At 75.7% G+C, this 16,687-nt stretch carries 19 protein-coding genes; 12 read left to right on the forward strand and 7 right to left on the reverse strand.

The annotated features are described in order from the left end of the window. Positions 1–110 precede the first annotated feature (110 nt). The 5 genes from DSM104299_RS24515 (at position 111) to DSM104299_RS24535 (ending at position 3,015) form a co-directional block, all read left to right on the forward strand. Positions 111–590 (forward strand): winged helix-turn-helix transcriptional regulator, encoded by a 480-nt coding sequence (locus tag DSM104299_RS24515; RefSeq protein WP_272474288.1) that lies wholly within the window; start codon positions 111–113, stop codon positions 588–590. An 11-nt stretch (positions 591–601) separates the two neighbouring features. Beyond that, positions 602–1,297, forward strand: coding sequence for a type 1 glutamine amidotransferase (locus DSM104299_RS24520; protein WP_272474289.1), 696 nt, complete (start codon positions 602–604; stop codon positions 1,295–1,297). Positions 1,298–1,310: 13 nt separating this feature from the next. After that, positions 1,311–1,775 carry a phage holin family protein gene (locus DSM104299_RS24525; protein ID WP_272474290.1) on the forward strand — a complete coding sequence of 155 codons (465 nt, stop codon included), beginning with the start codon at positions 1,311–1,313 and terminating at the stop codon, positions 1,773–1,775. Continuing rightward, positions 1,772–2,038: a DUF3618 domain-containing protein gene (locus DSM104299_RS24530; protein WP_272474291.1), complete on the forward strand. Its 267-nt coding sequence runs from the start codon at positions 1,772–1,774 to the stop codon at positions 2,036–2,038. The genes DSM104299_RS24525 and DSM104299_RS24530 overlap by 4 nt, the downstream gene beginning before the upstream one ends. A gap of 119 nt (positions 2,039–2,157) precedes the next feature. Next, positions 2,158–3,015 carry an SGNH/GDSL hydrolase family protein gene (locus DSM104299_RS24535; protein ID WP_272474292.1) on the forward strand — a complete coding sequence of 286 codons (858 nt, stop codon included), beginning with the start codon at positions 2,158–2,160 and terminating at the stop codon, positions 3,013–3,015. 48 nt (positions 3,016–3,063) lie between these two features. Here the strand turns inward: DSM104299_RS24535 and DSM104299_RS24540 are convergent, their stop codons facing one another. The 5 genes from DSM104299_RS24540 to DSM104299_RS24560 are packed head-to-tail and all read right to left on the reverse strand — an operon-like array spanning position 3,064 to position 7,353. Further along, positions 3,064–4,530: a phospholipase D-like domain-containing protein gene (locus tag DSM104299_RS24540; protein WP_272474293.1), complete on the reverse strand. Its 1,467-nt coding sequence runs from the start codon at positions 4,528–4,530 to the stop codon at positions 3,064–3,066. Positions 4,531–4,556: 26 nt separating this feature from the next. Then, positions 4,557–5,252 carry a hypothetical protein gene (locus DSM104299_RS24545; protein WP_272474294.1) on the reverse strand — a complete coding sequence of 232 codons (696 nt, stop codon included), beginning with the start codon at positions 5,250–5,252 and terminating at the stop codon, positions 4,557–4,559. Further along, entirely contained in the window at positions 5,249–5,806 is a 558-nt protein-coding gene (locus tag DSM104299_RS24550) for an RNA polymerase sigma factor (RefSeq protein WP_272474295.1), read from the reverse strand. The genes DSM104299_RS24545 and DSM104299_RS24550 overlap by 4 nt, the downstream gene beginning before the upstream one ends. Further along, on the reverse strand, positions 5,803–6,345 hold the full coding sequence (locus DSM104299_RS24555; RefSeq protein ID WP_272474296.1) for a hypothetical protein: 543 nt from the start codon (positions 6,343–6,345) through the stop codon (positions 5,803–5,805). Before DSM104299_RS24555 ends, DSM104299_RS24550 begins: the two co-directional genes overlap by 4 nt. 48 nt (positions 6,346–6,393) lie before the next feature. Further along, positions 6,394–7,353 carry a sigma-70 family RNA polymerase sigma factor gene (locus tag DSM104299_RS24560; RefSeq protein ID WP_272474297.1) on the reverse strand — a complete coding sequence of 320 codons (960 nt, stop codon included), beginning with the start codon at positions 7,351–7,353 and terminating at the stop codon, positions 6,394–6,396. A 156-nt stretch (positions 7,354–7,509) separates the two neighbouring features. Here DSM104299_RS24560 and DSM104299_RS24565 point away from each other — a divergent pair, with 156 nt between their 5' ends. From DSM104299_RS24565 to DSM104299_RS24585, 5 genes are all read left to right on the forward strand, one after another. Further along, a complete protein-coding gene (locus DSM104299_RS24565) occupies positions 7,510–8,559 on the forward strand; it encodes a hypothetical protein (RefSeq protein ID WP_272474298.1) in 1,050 nt (349 codons plus the stop codon). A gap of 60 nt (positions 8,560–8,619) precedes the next feature. Further along, complete coding sequence (locus DSM104299_RS24570) at positions 8,620–9,744, forward strand: hypothetical protein (RefSeq protein ID WP_272474299.1); 1,125 nt, start codon at positions 8,620–8,622, stop codon at positions 9,742–9,744. A gap of 115 nt (positions 9,745–9,859) precedes the next feature. Continuing rightward, on the forward strand, positions 9,860–10,396 hold the full coding sequence (locus DSM104299_RS24575) for a hypothetical protein (protein ID WP_272474300.1): 537 nt from the start codon (positions 9,860–9,862) through the stop codon (positions 10,394–10,396). Next, on the forward strand, positions 10,393–11,508 hold the full coding sequence (locus DSM104299_RS24580) for a hypothetical protein (protein WP_272474301.1): 1,116 nt from the start codon (positions 10,393–10,395) through the stop codon (positions 11,506–11,508). The genes DSM104299_RS24575 and DSM104299_RS24580 overlap by 4 nt, the downstream gene beginning before the upstream one ends. 12 nt (positions 11,509–11,520) lie before the next feature. Next, positions 11,521–11,799 (forward strand): hypothetical protein, encoded by a 279-nt coding sequence (locus tag DSM104299_RS24585; RefSeq protein ID WP_272474302.1) that lies wholly within the window; start codon positions 11,521–11,523, stop codon positions 11,797–11,799. Here DSM104299_RS24585 and lepB read toward each other — a convergent pair. Both lepB and DSM104299_RS24595 read right to left on the reverse strand, forming a co-directional pair. Further along, on the reverse strand, positions 11,763–12,386 hold the full coding sequence (gene lepB / locus DSM104299_RS24590) for a signal peptidase I (RefSeq protein WP_272474303.1): 624 nt from the start codon (positions 12,384–12,386) through the stop codon (positions 11,763–11,765). The genes DSM104299_RS24585 and lepB overlap by 37 nt on opposite strands. Before the next feature lie 11 nt (positions 12,387–12,397). Next, complete coding sequence (locus tag DSM104299_RS24595) at positions 12,398–13,555, reverse strand: helix-turn-helix domain-containing protein (protein WP_272474304.1); 1,158 nt, start codon at positions 13,553–13,555, stop codon at positions 12,398–12,400. Between the two features lie 106 nt (positions 13,556–13,661). Here DSM104299_RS24595 and DSM104299_RS24600 point away from each other — a divergent pair, with 106 nt between their 5' ends. Then, a complete protein-coding gene (locus DSM104299_RS24600; RefSeq protein ID WP_272474305.1) occupies positions 13,662–15,026 on the forward strand; it encodes a proline dehydrogenase family protein in 1,365 nt (454 codons plus the stop codon). Continuing rightward, the gene (locus tag DSM104299_RS24605; RefSeq protein ID WP_272474306.1) at positions 15,023–16,606 is read left to right on the forward strand and encodes an aldehyde dehydrogenase family protein; all 1,584 of its coding nucleotides are present in this window, start codon (positions 15,023–15,025) and stop codon (positions 16,604–16,606) included. The genes DSM104299_RS24600 and DSM104299_RS24605 overlap by 4 nt, the downstream gene beginning before the upstream one ends. Positions 16,607–16,687 lie beyond the last annotated feature (81 nt).

The following is a 16,687-nucleotide window of genomic DNA, read 5'->3' on the forward strand; positions in this document are numbered from 1 at the left end:
TATGGATCGCGGTCGAAATCGGACCGTCGCCGCCTGTACGCGCGGTCGAGTCGGGACGGCCCGAAATGATGGTGGCGTGACGCAACCCACTGGCGCTAGAATGGAGGTCGATGCTCGGCCGGACCTACGAATCCCAGACCTGCTCGGTCGCTCGCACGCTCGAGCTGGTGGGCGAGCGGTGGACGCTCCTGATCATCCGCGACGCGTTCCTCGGCGTCCGGCGCTTCGGCGACTTCGCCGAGCGCCTCGGCGTCGCGCGCAACGTCCTGCAGGACCGGCTCGAGCGCCTCGTCGACGCGGGGATCCTCGCGAAGGTCCCCTACCAGGAGCGCCCGCTGCGCCACGAGTACCGGCTGACCGACATGGGCCGCGACCTGTGGCCGTCGATCGTCGCGCTGCTGCAGTTCGGCGACAAGCACCTCGCGCCGCCCGCCGGCCCGCCGATGCTCCTGCTGCACCGCGGCTGCGGGGGCGAGCTCGACGACCGCCGGATGTGCCAGGCGTGCGGCGCCGCCGTCGACCTCAAGCAGGTCGAGGCCGTCGCCGGGCCCGGCGGCGCACGCCTTCCCGCCGAGCCCGTCGCCGCGTAGCGTCTCGCGGCGTGACCGTCGCCGCCCTCGTCCTCGAGCACGACCCCGACGCGCCCGCCGGCCTGCTCGGCGCTTGGGCGCGCGAGCGCGGCGTCGCGTTGGAGGTCGTGCCGGCCGGCGCGCCGATCCCGGATCCGGCCGCGCGACCGTTCCTGGTGTCCTTGGGCGCGGAGGCCTCGGCGTTCGACGACACGGTCCCCTGGCTGGCGGCCGAGCGCGCCGCGCTGGACCGCGCGCTGGACCGCGACGTCCCGATCCTCGGCATCTGCTTCGGCGCCCAGCACCTGGCGCGCGCGCTCGGCGGCGCCGTCGCGCGCGCCGACCGCGCCGAGGTCGGCTGGCTCGCCGTCGAGTCGCTCGCGCCCGACGTCGTCCCGCACGGCCCGTGGCTCCAGTGGCACCGCGACCGCTTCACGCTCCCGCCGGGCGCCGAGCTGCTCGCGCGGTCGCCGGCATGCGATCAGGCGTTCCGGGTCGGTCCGCACCTCGGCGTGCAGTTCCACCCCGAGGTCACGCCCGCGATCGCGCTGGAATGGGGGACGCACTACCCCGCGTCGGTCGCGGAGGGCGACACGACGCTGGAGGCCGTCCGGGCCGGCGGCGAGACCCACGCGGCCGGCGCGCGGGTCCGGGCCTACGCGCTGTTCGACGCGTTCCTGACCTCGGCGCGCTGCGCATCCCGCATGCGCGCCGACGCGCTCGGGTAGCCGTGGGTGGGAGATGACTTCTCCCAACAACACGCAGCAGCGAGAGCGTCCCACGGGCGAGCTGGTCAAGGACCTCTCCACGCAGGTGTCGACGCTCGTGCGCCAGGAGCTCGAGCTCGCCAAGGTCGAGCTGACCGCCAAGGGCAAGCAGGCGGGCATCGGCGCGGGCATGCTCGGCGGCGCGGGGCTGTTCGCGCTCTACGGCGTCGGCGCGGTCGTGGCGTGCGCGATCCTCGCGCTGTCGACCGCCGTCGCCGGCTGGCTGGCGGCGCTGATCGTCGCGGTCGTCCTGTTCGCGGTCGCCGGCGTCCTGGCGCTGCTCGGCAAGTCCCGCGCCCAGCGCGCGGTGCCGCCGGTGCCCGAGCAGACCGTCGAGACCGTCAAGGAGGACGTGCGCTACACCAAGGAGCACCTCGCCGAGGCGCGCCACCAGCGCGAGCTCGAGGCGCAGACCGCGCACGAGGAGGTCACCCGATGAGCGACTCCCGCACCCCGGAGCAGATCCGCGCCGACATCGAGCACACGCGCGAGGAGCTGGCCGACACGGCCGCGGCGCTGGCCGAGAAGGCCGACGTCAAGGCGCGCGCGCACGAGAAGGTCGAGGAGACCAAGGCCAAGGTGTCGCACAGGATCGACGACACCAAGCAGCAGGCCAAGGCCAACCCGATGCCGCCGGCCCTGGTCGCCGCGGCGATCGCCGGCGTCGTGGCGGGGCTGGTCATCATGCGCCGCCGGCGCTAGACGCCGCCGGCTGGGCCAGCTGGCAGGCACTGACGGACGCTCAGCGGACACGTCCTCCCCACGGTGGTCGCGCGGCCGGCTAGGTTCGCGCGACACCATCAACTTCAGGAGGATCCGCCATGCGTCCTGTCCCCCGCATGCGCACCGTCGTCGCGCTCGCCGCGGCGTCGCTGTGCCTCACCCTCGGCGTCGCAGCGGCGGCGCCGGCCGCCCAATGGGTCGGGCTGGGTGACTCCTATGCCGCCGGGCCGCTGATCCCCAACCAGTCGCTCAACCCGCTGGGCTGCCTGCGCTCCGACCACAACTACGCGCACCTGGCGGCGGCGCAGCTCGGCCGCTCGCTCGCCGACGTCTCGTGCAGCGGCGCGACGACCGAGGACATGACGGCCGCCCAGGACGTCACGCCCGGGCCGGCGAACCCGCCGCAGCTCAACACGCTCAACAGCGGCGTGTCGACCGTCTCGCTGACGATCGGCGGCAACGACATCGGGTTCACCTCGATCATCGAGAACTGCGCGTCGGCGAACCCGTTCGGCCACCCGTGCCAGGACCAGTACAACCCGGGCGGCGTCGACCAGCTCGCGGCGCGGATCGCCGCGACGGCGCCGAAGGTCGCGGCCGTCATCCAGGGGATCCACACGCGCGCGCCGGGCGCCCGCGTCCTGGTCCTCGCCTACGAGCCGATCCTGCCGGAGACCGGGAGCGGCTGCTGGCCGCAGGTCCCGCTGGCCTGGGCCGACGTCCCGTACCTGCGCGCGACCGAGAAGCGGTTGAACACCATGTTGGCCCAGCAGGCGGCGGCCAACGGGGCGGTCTACGTCGACACCTACGCCGCCGCGATCGGCCACGACGCGTGCAAGTCGACGAGCACGCGCTGGGTCGAGCCGCTGATCCCGGGCAACACCGCCGCGCCGTTCCACCCCAACGCGCGCGGGATGGCGGGCGTGACGCCGGCGGTCGTGGCGGCCGCGAGCTAGATGGGTGGTTCCGCGAGACGGTCCGCACCGGATCGTGGAACGACCCAGCTAGCCGTCGACGCCCAGGTTCTGAAGCGGGCCGAGCAGCCGGCGCGAGCGCTTGGACACGCCCGGGAGGGCGACCAGGCGGTGCGTCGGCCGCTCGCCGGCCTCGCGGCGCTCGAGCTGCTCCATCGCGATCGGGCGCCAGAGCTCGTCGACGACCTGCGCGGGCACGCGGTCGGCGACGTCGTCGAGCGGGCGCTCCAGGTGCTCGGCCCAGAGGCGCTCGCGCGTCGCCTTGGCGAGGACGTGGTCGTCGGTGACGATGTTCATCTCGGTGTCGTTGAGCAGCGAGTGGGCGTTGAGGTTGGCCGAGCCGATCGTCAGCCAGCGGTCGTCGACGATGCCGACCTTGGCGTGGACGTAGAGCGCGTCGTCGCGCCCGCCGGTGCGGGACCGCAGCGTCGTCGCGAGGAAGTGCGGGTTGCCGTGGCCGTCGGCCTCGGCGAGTACGCCGAGCTGGCCGCGGGTGTCGTCCTGGCCGTTGTTGGCCCGCGCGGGCAGTAGGACGACGAGGCGGAAGGCGTCGTGCGGCGGGTGGGCGAGCTTGTCGCACAGGACGTCCACGATCTCGGGCGACCACAGGAACTGGTTCTCGAGGTAGATGAAGTTCTCGGCGGCGCGCAGCGCGCGGACGTAGGACTCGAGGATGCGGAAGTCGCCGCGCGGGACCGAGTCGTACATGTCCTCTGACACGGTCCGGACGACCTGCACGGTGCTCGCGTGCTCCGCGGCGACCGGCGGCTGGACGACCGGCGGCGGCAGCTGCTCGCCGCTGACCTCGCGCCAGCGCATGATGAAGTGGTTGGCCACGTCGGCGACGGCCGGCCCTTCGATCCGCGTGCCGACGTCGTGCCAGCCGAGCTTGCGGCGCGCCGGGTGGTCGGAGCTGTCGTAGCGGTCGCCGGCCTGGTCGGTCATGTCGATGCCGTTGACGAACGCGACCTCGTCGTCGACGACGATCGTCTTCTCGTGGTGGCAGTGGACCGGGTGCTCGCGCGGGTCGCGGTAAGCCTGGATCTTCGTCGCGCGCGTGAGCTTCTCCACCTCGGCCCCGACCTCCTTGCGCGTCGGGTGGAAGAGCGGGACCGGCGAGCCGGCCCAGACCATGACGCGCACGTCGACGCGCTCGGCCAGCTCGGCGAGCAGCGGCCCGATCGCGGTCGGGCGCTCGCCGCGGACGAGCTCGAAGTGCGACGCGAGGTGCCAGCCGGTGATGTGGATGTGGGACCGGGCGGCGCGCAGCGCCTGGGCGATCGCGGGCAGCGCGGTGGCGCCGTCGACCAGGACCTCCACCTTGTTGCCGGGGCGCGGCGGCGGCTCGCCGGCGGCCCAGAGCGTGGCCGACGGGGTCGGCTCCAGCGCCTGCGGATGGCCGAGGCGCCGCAGGCGGCGACGATGGTGGCGCTTGACGGTCGCCTCGATGGCGTCGCCGATCAGCGCGTCGGCGCGGGCGACGGGACGGGGTGGCATGGGCTCTGTGTGCCCAGGCAAGGGCGTCATCTCACGGAGGCGGCGATCGCGCGTGCCCTCGCGAGGTCCCGTTCGCCCTCCAACCGCAGGACCGTGTCGCCCCGCTCCCAGATCAGCGCCGGCCCGGAGCGGACCGGCGGCCCCGTGACGTCCGACCACGCGTAGGCGTGCGGGTCGGCGAGGAACAGGGCCGCGCGCCCGCGGACCGTGGTGCGCCGGGCGCGGTCGTCCATGGCGATGATCTTGCGCAGGGTCGGCTGGTCGGGCAGGCGGCCGCGCGCCTGGGCGAGCAGGCGGCGCGGATGGTCGTAGACCAACGTGATGATGTCGCCGCGGCGATAGACGGCGTCGGGCGCGCCGAGCGCGGCGGGGACCAGCGTGCCGGCCGCGAGCGCGGTCCGGGTGCCGAGCTGGGGGCTGCGCGCCGCGTGCGGCGGCGTGGCCCGGCGCTGCACCGTCACGTGCCGCAGGCCGAGGGCGTCGAGCACCGCGTGCCGGCTGGCCGGGATCGCCAGCGCGGCGGCCGGCAGGGCGAGCAGGAGCAGGGCAAGGACGACGACAACGCGGCGCGGCGCGCGACGGCGGCGCGCGGGCCGGCGCCGAGGGCTCGGGACGGCAGCGCGGGTCGGCAGGCGCTCGCGGACGGCGGCGGCGAGCTCGGGCGTCGGCGGCCAGTCGAGCTCGTGGCCGAGCGTGCGGAGCTCGGTGTCGAGGTCGGTCATCGGTCCTCCTCCCCCAGCTCGGCGCGCAGGCGGCCCAGCGCGCGGCTGGCGCGGGACTTCACGGTGCCGGGGCGGCAGCGCAGGATCGCGGCGCACTCGGCCTCGGAGAGGTCGAGCAGGTAGCGCAGCGTCAGCACCTGGCGGTGCTCGTCGCCCAGCCGGCCCAGCGCGGCGAGCAGCGTGCCGCGGCGAGCGCCCGCCAGCACCGCGACGTCGGCGCCCGGCGCCGCGTGCTCGTCCAGCGCCGCGCCGGCCCGGAGCGCCAGCGCGGTGCGGCGGCCGGTCGAGCGCGCGCGGTTGCGCGCCTCGTTGGCGACGATCGCCAACAGCCAGGGGCGGAAGGGCGCGCCGTCGCGGAACCGGTCGAGGGCGAGGTAGGCCTTCAACAACGCCTCCTGGGCCGCGTCCTGGGCGTCGGTCGCGTCGCCGCAGACGACGCACGCCGTCCGGAACGCGATCTCCTGGTGGCGCTCCACGAGCACGCCGAAGGCCGCCCGGTCGCCGGCACGGGCGCGGGACACGAGCTCGGCCTCGGGCGTGCTCGCCGGCGTCACCCGGTCGCGGGCCTCCCGCGCCGGACCAGCGCGACGCCGCCCGCGGCGAGCAGCAGCGCGGCCGCGGCGCCGGCCAGCCAGGTGCCGGTCGGGATGCCGCCGCCGTCGTCGCGACCGCCATCGCGCGCCGCGGTCGCCCGGACCGGCGCCGCCGCCGGCACGCCCCACGGCCGCACGCCGCGCGCGAGCCGCGCGAGGTGGCCGCGCACCTCCGGCGTCGTCCGGTGGAACGTCGCCTCCGAGGAGCTCTGGATGCCGAGCGTCGGGTAGTAGGTCACGGTCGTGTGACCGTACGTCTTCCCGGCGTCGCCTATCCCCTCCTCCAGCCGCAGGTGCGGCGCCGGTCCCGGGTCGGCGACGGTCGCGTCGTAGGACATCAGGTCCCGCATCAGGCGCGAGTCGGCCCGGAGCGCGGCCGACCGGTCGACGCAGCCGTCGGCGCCGCAGATCACGAGGCTGGTCAGGCCCTTGGCCGGCGCGGCGGCCGGGACGGCGGCGGCCACGACGACGAGGGCGAGCAGGACGGCCAGGCGATGCATGTCTCTCCTACACCGCGGCCGCCCGACCGGTTCCCTCCCGGCGCGCGGCTACCACCAGGCGGACAGCAGCAGCGCGATCCCGACGACCGCGGCGAGCGCGACGACGACCGCGTTGACGACGAGCAGGCGGCTCGAGCGCGGCGCGCGGGCGGGCACCGACGGATCCGCGACGTGCGCCGCGAGCGCGCTCGAGATGTAGGTGTTGAGCGGGACGCCCTCGCGCTCGGCGGCCTCGCCCAGCTCGGTGTGCAGCGTGCGCGGCAGGCGCAGCAGGAGCCGGCCGCTGCGCGGGTCGGCCGACGCTCCGGGCCGCTGCGCGATCGGCGGGTCGGCGGACGCGACCGCCTCCGGCGCGACCGCTCCGCGCAGCCGCTCCAGCGCCGCCCTCAGCAGCCGCGACACGTGCGCCTGGGAGAGCCCGAGCTCGCGCGCGATCTCCGACTGGCTGCGGTCCTCGCGGTAGCGCAGCTCGAGCAGCCGGCGCTCGCGGTCGTCCAGCGCGCCCCAGCCGGCCTCGAGCAGGACGCGCGCCTCGGCCGCCTCGGTGTCCGCGCGCGTGGCCGGCAGCGCGGCGTCGTCGTCGTCGGGCAGCGCGACCGCCGGCTCGACGGCGGCGAGCGCGTCGGCCGCGCGCTCCTCGTCGACGTCGGCGGCCGCGGCCAGCTCGGCCGTCGTCGGCGGGCGCCGCAGCCGCGCGGTCAGCTCGCCGCGCAGGGCGCGCAGCCGGCCGCCGAGCTCGCGATCGCCGCGGGCGACGTGCGGGCCGCAGCCGCCGTCGCGCAGGTGGTGCTTGATCTCGCCCTCGATCGACGGCCGGGCCAGCGCCGCGAGGTCGCGGTCGCGCGTCGGGTCGAAGCGGTCGACCGCCTTGATGAGGCCGACCGTCCCGGCCTGGACGAGATCCTCGAGCGCCTCGCCGCGGCCGGCGTAGCGGCGCGCGATCGACCGCACGAGCGGCAGGTGCGCCTCGATCGCGTCGGTGCGGGCGTCGAGTCCCGGGGACCCCATGGGACGACGCTACCGGCGCGCCGGCGCGCGCGGCAGTAGTGCTGGCACGACGTTCGATCAGGCTGCTTTGCGGTGCGTCGCGGATGCATGGGTGATACCGCCCATGCACGGCATGCGCATGGATGGGATCGGGCCTCCGGTGGCAGGTCACGCCCGATGGAGACGGACCTCGTCACGCGTGTGCACCGCAGCCTGCTGCTGGTCTTCTGCCTCCTCTTGCTCGCGGTTGTTCCCGCGGCACGGGCAGACGACACGGCGACGCCGGCCGTCGAGATCCCGGCCTCCGCCGTCAGCGCCGCCAACACCGGGGGCGCGGCCGCCGGCGCGGTCGCCTCAGGCGCGGGCAGCGCCGCGGCCGCGCAGCAGGCGCCGACGAACATCAACGTCACGATCGTCAACAACAGCCCGGGCGCGGTCGTCAACACGACCCAGGTCAACGCCGCGACGGCGGCCGTCGCGGCCCCCGCGCCGCCGGCTCCCCCGCACGTGGATCCGCCCGCGCCGCCGGCGCCGCCGCACGTCGATCCGCCCACGCCGCCGACGCCCCCCTCGCCGCCCACGGTCCACGTCCCCGACGTGCCGGCGGCCGCTGCCGGCGCCGGCGTCGCCCAGCCCACCACGAGCTCCTCGAACGGCGCGGCCGCGTCCGCGCCCAGCCCCGTCGTCGCCCCCGCGGCGGCTGCCGCGCCGGCCACGGCGACGGCTCCTCAGCCGGCCGCCGCTCCCGGCGGCGGCGGGGCGCGCAGGGTCGGCGCCGACACCGGCGGCCTGGCCGCCGGCAGCAAGGCGCACGCGCCCCGCGGCGACGCCGTCCAGCGCAACTACGTCGGCGCGCGCGCCGCGGGCGCGACGGCCACGGCGGCGGCCGCCCCGTGGCCGATCGCCGCGGCGACCCCGGCGCCGGCCGCCGTGGTCCCGGCCACCACCGGCCGCGACGCCGCGGCCCACGGCGACGGCCGCGCGGCCGCCGCGCGCCATCGCACCCACGCCGCCCGCGCGCCGTACCGCGCGCCGGCCGTCCCGATCGAGCCGCCCGTCGCCGCGTCGGCCGGCGGCCTCGGCGGTCCCGGCGGCGGCACCATGCTTGCCCTCACGCTCGTCGCAGCGCTCGTGCTCACCGGTTCGGCGGGACCGTACGAGCTCGTCGCGCTGCTCCGACGACGTGCCCCCCTCAGCGCCGGAGGGCGCCTCGAACGTCCGGGGTAGTTCCGCAGTCGTGCCTCAAGAGCAGTTCCCCCCTCACAACGACACGACAAGGAACCAACCATGCGCAAGACCATGATGGTGTGGTCGGCCTGTGCCGCAGCGGTGCTGCCGGCCTGTGCCGCCGGCACCGCGATGGCCGACGGCGTGCCCGTCCAGGGCATCGGCCAGCAGGCCACCAGCAACCAGGCCGCGAACTCCGAGGCGAGCTCGAACCAGAGCAACCCCTCCAACAACGCGATCCACGTCGCGATCCTGAGCCCGGGCGCGAGCAGCGGCCCGGTCTCCCAGCAGAACAACTCGGGGGCGACCTCGAGCGCCGGCAACACCAACGCCACCACGCAGAGCTCGGCGCAGAGCGCCGGGGGCGGCGGCGGGGGCGGCGGCGGTGCGGTGCAGGGCGTCGGCCAGGATGCGCAGAGCAACCAGGCCGCCAACTCGTCCGCCGAGTCGAACCAGAGCAACGCCAACAACAACGCGGTGTCGCTGGCGATCCTGAGCCCGGGCGCGAGCAGCGGCCCGGTCTCCCAGCAGAACAACTCGGGGGCGACCTCGAGCGCCGGCAACACCAACGCCACCACGCAGAACGCCGAGCAGTCCGCCGGCGGCAGCGCGATGGAGAAGAAGGCGCCTGAGCCGCGCACCGAGTGTGGCTCATCGTGCTCGCCGCCTCCGCCTCCGTGCGGCGGCTGCGGCCACCCGAGCACGCCGACGGTCCAAGGGATCGGCCAGCAGGCCATCAACAACCAGTCCGCCAGCTCGAGCGCCGAGTCCAACCAGTACAACCCGTCCAACACGGCGGTGTCGCTGGCGATCCTGAGCCCGGGCGCGAGCTCCGGCCCGGTGTCCCAGCAGAACAACTCGTACGCCGACTCGAAGGCCGGCAACACCAACGCCACGACCCAGAACGCCGCGCAGAGCGCCGGCGGCTGGGGCGGCCCGGTGCAGGCCATCGGTCAGTTCGCGTACAACAACCAGGCGGCCAACTCGTCCGCGAAGTCGAACCAGTGGTGCCCGTCGAACCTGGCGCTGTCGCTGCCGATCCTGAGCCCGGGCGCGAGCTCCGGCCCGGTGTCGCAGGCCAACAACTCGGGCGCGAGCTCGATGGCCGGCAACGCCAACTACACCACGCAGAACGCTGACCAGGCGTTCGGCGGGTGGCCCTGGCCGCCCGTGGTGGTGATCTAGAAGCCCTCGGCGAAGGCCGCCGGCTGCCGCCGCAGCCGGTGGTCCGCGCCGTTGCACGCCGGGTCGGACCGGCGTACCTTCGTTCCCGATCACGAGACGAAGGACCGTCCAGAACGTGAGGATTGGCCGTCGATGTGCAGCGTTCATCACCGGCCTGGCGATCGGATCGCCGGGGGCGGTGGCCGTCGCGCAGACCCCGGCGCCGGATCCCAGCCCGACCAGCGCGCGGCAGCCGGACGCGGCGCCGGTGCGGGCGCAGCCGGCACCGCGCGTGGCCGCCCAGCCCAAGGCCGGCGTCACGGCGGCCGGGCCGGCGGTGACGACGACGCAGGCGGCCCCGCGGGCGGCGACGCCCACGGCGACCCCGCGGCGCACGCCGGCGACGCACCGGGCGCAACGCGCGCGCCGCGCGCAGGCGGCACGTCACGCGGCCGCGAGCCGCGCCCGCGCCCGCCACGACGCGACGGCCGCGCTGACGGCCGCCGGCCGGACGATCGCCCCGGTGGCCTTCGTCGCCCCCGCGCCGGCGCGGATCGAGGACGACAACAACGAAGACCGCTCCCTCCAGGCGATCGCCGGCGCCGCCCTCCTGGCCCTCGCGGCCGCCGGCGCGCTGACCCTGACCCGCGTGAGGCGGAGCGCGACCGCATGACGCGCCGCGCCCTCGTCCTCGCCGCCTGCCTCTTCGCGCTCGCCCCCGCCACGGCGCGCGCCGCCGTCGACCTCCCGCCGCCGGCGATCACCGGCACCGCGGGCGACAACGGGTGGTACGTCAGCCCGGTCACGCTGAAGTGGAGCCCGACCGGCGAGACCAGCACGTCGGGCTGCGACACGCAGACCCTCACCGCGGACACCGTCGGCGCCACGGTGACGTGCACCGCCTCCAACGGGCCCGGCGACTCGGTCACGCGCACCGTCACGATCCACCTCGACCAGACGCCGCCCACCGCCGTCGCCGCGTCGCCGGCCCGCCCGCCCGACGCCCCGCCGTTCTACACCGCGCCCGTGGCGATCGCCTGGTCGGGCTCCGACCCCACCTCCGGCATCGCCGCGTGCACCGCCACCACCTACGCCGGCCCGGACGCGCCCACCGCCACGCCGACCGGCTCCTGCCGCGACAACGCCGGCAACGTGTCGTCGCCCGTCGCGCTCACGTTCGCCTACGACGCGACCGCGCCACCGCTCACCGGGCTGACCGCGACGGCCAACCCCGACCGCACGATCGCGCTCGGCTGGACCACGTCGCCCGACGCCCAGACCGCGACCGTCGTCCGCAACCCGGGCAACGCCACCATCATGAACGCCGGCCCGGCCACGACCCGCGCCACGACCGACGGGCCGCTCGCGCCCGCCACGGCCTACACCTACACGGTGACCGTCAAGGACGCCGCGGGCAACGCGACGTCGGCCTCGGCGTCGGCCACCACGCCCGCCGTCCCCGCGGAGCTGGCGAGCACGTCCAAGGCCAAGGCGAAGGCGAAGGCCAAGGACCGTACGCCCACCCTGCGCTGGAAGGCGCAACGACGGGCCAAGTACTACAACTTCCAGCTCTTCCGCAACGGCCGTAAGATCCTCAGCGCCTGGCCCACGAAGAACCACTACACCCTGCACGCCCAATGGCGCTTCCGCGGCCGCACCCAGCACCTCGCGACCGGCAAGTACCGCTGGTACGTCTGGCCCGGCTACGGCCGCCGCGCCGCGCACCGCTACGGCCGCCTGCACGCCAAGGGCGCCGTGACGATCCCGAAGCCGACGCCGCGCTGACCCAAGGACGCCATGCCGACCGGCATCATGTACATCGAGAACAAGGCCGGCGGCCTCACCGGCCCCGCCCGCATCGGCCGCGTCGCGTTCTCGAAGACCAGCCGCACGCTGTACTACGACGGCAAGTCCTTCCAGAGCCTCAAGGGCGCCGGCTTCAAGTCCAACTACTACGACACCGAGACCGGCGAGGAGTACTGGAATCAGTCCGCGGCCGACCGTCCCGCGCACGCGAGACGGTCGCCAACCGCTGATCCCTACCCCGCGCCGCCGATGCGCGACGGCGGCCAGTAGGTCGCGAAGGCCTTGCCGACCACCCAGTCCAGCGGCACCGGGCCCCAGAGGCGGCTGTCGTCGGAGTTGCCGCGGTTGTCGCCCATCATGTAGACGGCGCCCTTCGGGATGGTGATCGTCTTGGGGAAGTCGCAGATCTCGCCCGTGCAGGGCGCCGTGAACGGCTCGCTCACCTGCTTGCCGTTGCGGATGACGTGGCCGTTGCGCACCGAGATCGTGTCGCCCCCGAGGGCGACGACGCGCTTGATGAACGACTGCGAGGACTGCTCCGGCGTCGCCTTCGAGCACGGCGTCGGCGTCCCCTCACCCTCCCCGTTGGTGCCGCACTGCGACTGGTCGGTGAAGTCGGCGCCGTGCGGCGGGTGGAAGACGACGATGTCGCCGATCTTCGGCTCGCGGCCGAGCACGCGCTTGGAGAAGCGGTCGACGAGCACGCGGTCGTGGATGTGCAGCGTCGGCTCCATCGAGCCGCTCGGGATCTTATAGGGCTTGATCGCGAACGCCTGGAGCAGGATGGCCACGGCGACCGCCACGACCAAGAGGAAGATGGTCTCGACGAGCGTGTTGTGACGGGCACGTTGGAGCATGGGTATCCGCATCATCCTAAGACCGGCGACCCGGCGAGCCGCCACATCCGCACTGCCAGGTGGGCATGCAGGCGGGCGTCGCCCTCGCGGAGGTCCAGGCCGGTCAGCTCCTCGACCCGCGCGAGGCGCCGGTACAGCGTCGCGCGATGCACGTGCAGCTCGCGCGCGGCGGCGGCCACGTCGCCCGCGGCGTCGAGCGTCGCCTCCAGCGCCCGGGCCAGGTCCGGCCCACCGCGCGCGGCCAGCAGCGCGGGCAGCGGCGCCGGCGCGGCCGGCCGGCCGGCGGCGTCCCACAGGCGCGCGACGCGCGGCCAGGCGCCGAGGCCGTCGACCGCGCCGGCGCGCCCCAGCTCCGGCACGTGCTGCACGGCGATCAGGGCCGCGGCCGCCACCGCGCCGCCCTCGCGCGCGGCCGCGAGATCCGGCAGGACCGACGACGCCGCGGCGTGCCGGGCGCCCGCGTCGACCAGCGCCCGCGCCAGCGCGTCCGGCCCGTGCCCGGCGCTGAGGTGCGCGACCGCCGTGCCGACCTCGCCGCGCACGCGCCAGACGAGGTCGTCCTGATGCCAGCGGCGCCGCGCGCGCTCCAGCACCTCGGCGCCGCCGTCGTCGGCCTCGATCAGCGCGACCGCGAAGTCCGCGCCGGCCCCGCGGGTCCAGCCCTGGCGCGCCGCCAGCTCGCCCGCCGCCCGCGTCCGCACGCCCGGATCCGGATCGTCGAGCAGCTCGCCGAGCAGCGCGGCGATCCGCGCGTGCGCCTCGTCGCCGCCCGCGCGCGCCGCCCACAGCGCGTCGGCCGCCTGCCGCGCGGTGTCCAGCAGCAGCCCGCGCTCGCGCGCGTCGAGCGGCGCCGGCCCCGGGATCACCCACACCACACCGAGCATCGCGCCGTCGTGGCGCACCGACGCGGCCGTCCGCGGGCCCATCTCGATCGCGTCGTTGGCCGGTGTGTCGACCACGTCGCCCGCGTGCTCGAGGCCGAGCGTGTCGAGCCACGCCGCCACGGCCGGCGGCGCGGCCCGCGCGAGGATCGACGCCTGGCGGACGCGGTCCTCCAGCTCGGTGTGCGCGCTGAACGCGAGCAGCCGCCAGCGGCGGTCCTCCAGCGCGACCGGCCGGCCCAGCGCGTCGGCGAGGTCGTCGACGAGATCCTGCACGGAGACGGGCATCGTGAGCTCCCGACGATACGGGGTGCGACAGATGTCGCACGTCCGCGGGGCGAATCGAGACGGGCGCGCGCTGCTAGCCGCGCCGCCCGCGGGGAACATCGAGATCATGCTGATGGACGCCGAAGCGACGCGCGACCTCGACATCGAGTCGAGCGTCACCACGATCGGCCGCGCGCTCGTCGCGGCGATGCCGACCGCGCGCAAGACGCCGCGTGCCGCGGTCGAGCGCCGCGTGATGGCCGCGATGGTCGACGACCCCGAGCTGCGCGCCGCCGTCTTCCGCTTCGTCGACGTCCGCCCCGCGTGCACCGACCCGAGCGACCTCGCCCGCCACCTCGGCGAGCTGCTGGCCGAGGCCGACGACTCGCCGCTGGCCCAGCGCGGCGCGGCCCTCGCCGGCGGCGCGCTGACCAAGCGCCCGGTCGCCGCCGCCGCGGCGCTCGGCGTCAAGCAGATGGCGCAGCGCTTCATCATCGGCGCCGACGCGCAGGCCGCGCTGCCGGCCGTCGAGAAGCTGTGGCGCGCCGGCGTCGCGACGACGATCGACCTGCTCGGCGAGGCGACCGTCACCGAGGAGGAGGCCGACTCCTACGCCGAGCGCTGCGAGGTCACGCTGCGCGTCCTGCACGACGCGGCGCGCCGCTGGCCGGAGCGCCCGCTGCTGGAGCGCGACGCGGCCGGCGCCATCCCGCGCGTCAACCTGTCCGTGAAGGTCTCGGCGCTGACGCCGCTGCTGCGCCCGACCGCGCCCGAGCGCGGGATCGCCGGCGCCGAGGCGCGCCTGCGCCGCCTGCTGCGCGTCGCCCGCGACACCGGCGCGCACCTCCATGTCGACATGGAGTCCTTCGACACGCGCGAGGCGGTCACCGAGCTGACGCTCCGCCTGCTGAGCGAGCCGGAGTTCGTCGACGGGCCGAGCGCCGGCATCGTCCTCCAGGCCTACCTGACCGAGTCGCCGCAGCACCTCGACCGGCTGCTCGCCTGGGCCCGGCAGACGCCGCGCGCCCAGCCGTTCACCATCCGACTGGTGAAGGGAGCTTACTGGGACCACGAGACCGTCGAGGCCGTGCAGCACGGCTGGACGCCGCCGGTCTTCCAGGACCGCCGCGCGTGCGACCGCAACTTCGAGGCGCTCTCGCGTCGGCTGATCGACGCGCAGGACGCCGACACGCCCACCCGCATCCGCGCCGCGATCGCCTCCCACAACCTGCGCTCGATCGCGCACGCCGCCGCCTACGCGGACGCGCGCGGCGCCGACGTCGAGCTCCAGGTCCTGCGCGGCCTCGGCGACGAGACGCAGGCCGCCCTGCTCCAGGAAGGCCGCCGCGTGCGCGCCTACTGCCCCATCGGCGACCTCGTGGCCGGCATGGCCTACCTCGTCCGCCGCCTGCTCGAGAACACCAGCAACGACTCGTTCCTGCGCGCGCAGGCCGAGGGCGTCGACCTCACCACCCTCCTGGAGAAGCCATGAGCACGACCGCCGCGACCCCCGCCTTCGCCAACGAGCCGCTCCTCGAGCTGCGGCGCGCCGATGTCCGCGCGTCCGCGCTGGAGGCGTTGGCCGCGCTGGACGCGCGGCTGCCGCTGGAGGTGCCGATGCTGATCGGGACCGAGCTGGTGCGCGGCGAGGCCTTCGCGTCCGTCGACCCGGGCGCGCCGGAGCGGATCGTCGCCCACGCGCACGCCGCGGGCGCCGCGCACGTCGACGCGGCGGTCGCGCGCGCGGTCGACGGCCAGCAGGTCTGGGGCGCCCGCCCGGCGGCCGAGCGCGCCGCCGTCCTGCGCCGCGCCGCCGAGCTGCTGCGCGGCCGCCGGCTCGAGCTCGCGGCGCTGGCCGTGCGCGAGTGCGGCAAGCCGTGGCCCGAGGCCGACGGCGACGTCTGCGAGGCGATCGACTTCCTCATGTACTACGCCGCGGGCGCCGAGGCGCTGGACCGCGGCCGCCCGCTGATCCAGATGCCGGGCGAGCGCAACACCATGAAGTACGTCCCGCGCGGCGTGACCGGCGTGATCGCGCCGTGGAACTTCCCGCTGGCGATCGCGGCCGGGATGGCGAGCGCCGCGCTGGCAACCGGCAACGCGGTCGTGCTCAAGCCGGCCGAGCAGGCGCCGGCGTGCGCGAAGGCGGTCGTCGACGCGCTGCACGCCGCGGGCGTCCCGCACGACGCGCTGTCGCTGCTGCCCGGCGGCGACGAGCCGGGGCGCGCGCTGGTCGCCGATCACCGCGTCCACACGATCGTCTTCACCGGCTCGTGCGCGGCGGGCCTGTCGATCCTCGAGAGCGCGGCCAAGGTCCAGCACAACCAGTTCCACATCAAGAAGGTCGTTGCCGAGATGGGCGGCAAGAACGTGGTCATCGTCGACGCCGACGCCGACCTCGACGACGTCGTCCCGGCGCTGCTGTCCAGCGCGTTCGGCTTCGCGGGCCAGAAGTGCTCGGCCGCCTCGCGCGTCCTGGTGCACGCGCAGGTGCACGACGCGCTGGTCGAGCGGCTGGCGGGCGCGGTCCGGACCCTCCAGGTCGGGCCCGCCGAGGACTTCGCCACCGACGTCCCCGCCGTGATCGACGCGGCGGCGCAGATGCGCGTGCGGCGCTACACGGCGCAGGCGGCGCCCGCCGCGACGCGCGTCGCGGCGGCGTCCGAGGCACTGCCGGCCGGCGACGGCTTCTACGTGGCCCCGACGTTGTTGGTGGGGTTGCCCGACGAGCATCCGGTCATCCAGGAGGAGATCTTCGGGCCGGTCCTCGCGGTGCAGTCGGTGCCGTCGATCGCGGCGGCCTGCGACGCGGTCGACGCCTCGCGGTTCGCGCTCACCGGCGGCCTGTTCTCGCGCAGCCCGAAGACGATCGAGGAGGTCGTCGCGCGCACGCCGGTCGGCAACCTGTACGTCAACCGGGAGATCACGGGCGCCATGGTCGGACGCCAGCCGTTCGGCGGCGGCCGCCTGTCCGGGACGGGCCCGAAGGCGGGCGGCCCGGACTACCTGCTGCCGTTCGTCGAGGCGCGCGCGGTCACCGAGAACACCGTGCGGCACGGCCTCGTGGTCTGAGCGACGGGCTACCAGGTCCGCGACGGGGCGGGGACCGGGCGGGGCGGCACGGGCAGGACGACGGGTCGCGCGTAGTGGTGC

It is taken from the genome of Baekduia alba (assembly GCF_028416635.1).
Taxonomy (GTDB): Bacteria; Actinomycetota; Thermoleophilia; order Solirubrobacterales; family Solirubrobacteraceae; genus Baekduia; species Baekduia alba.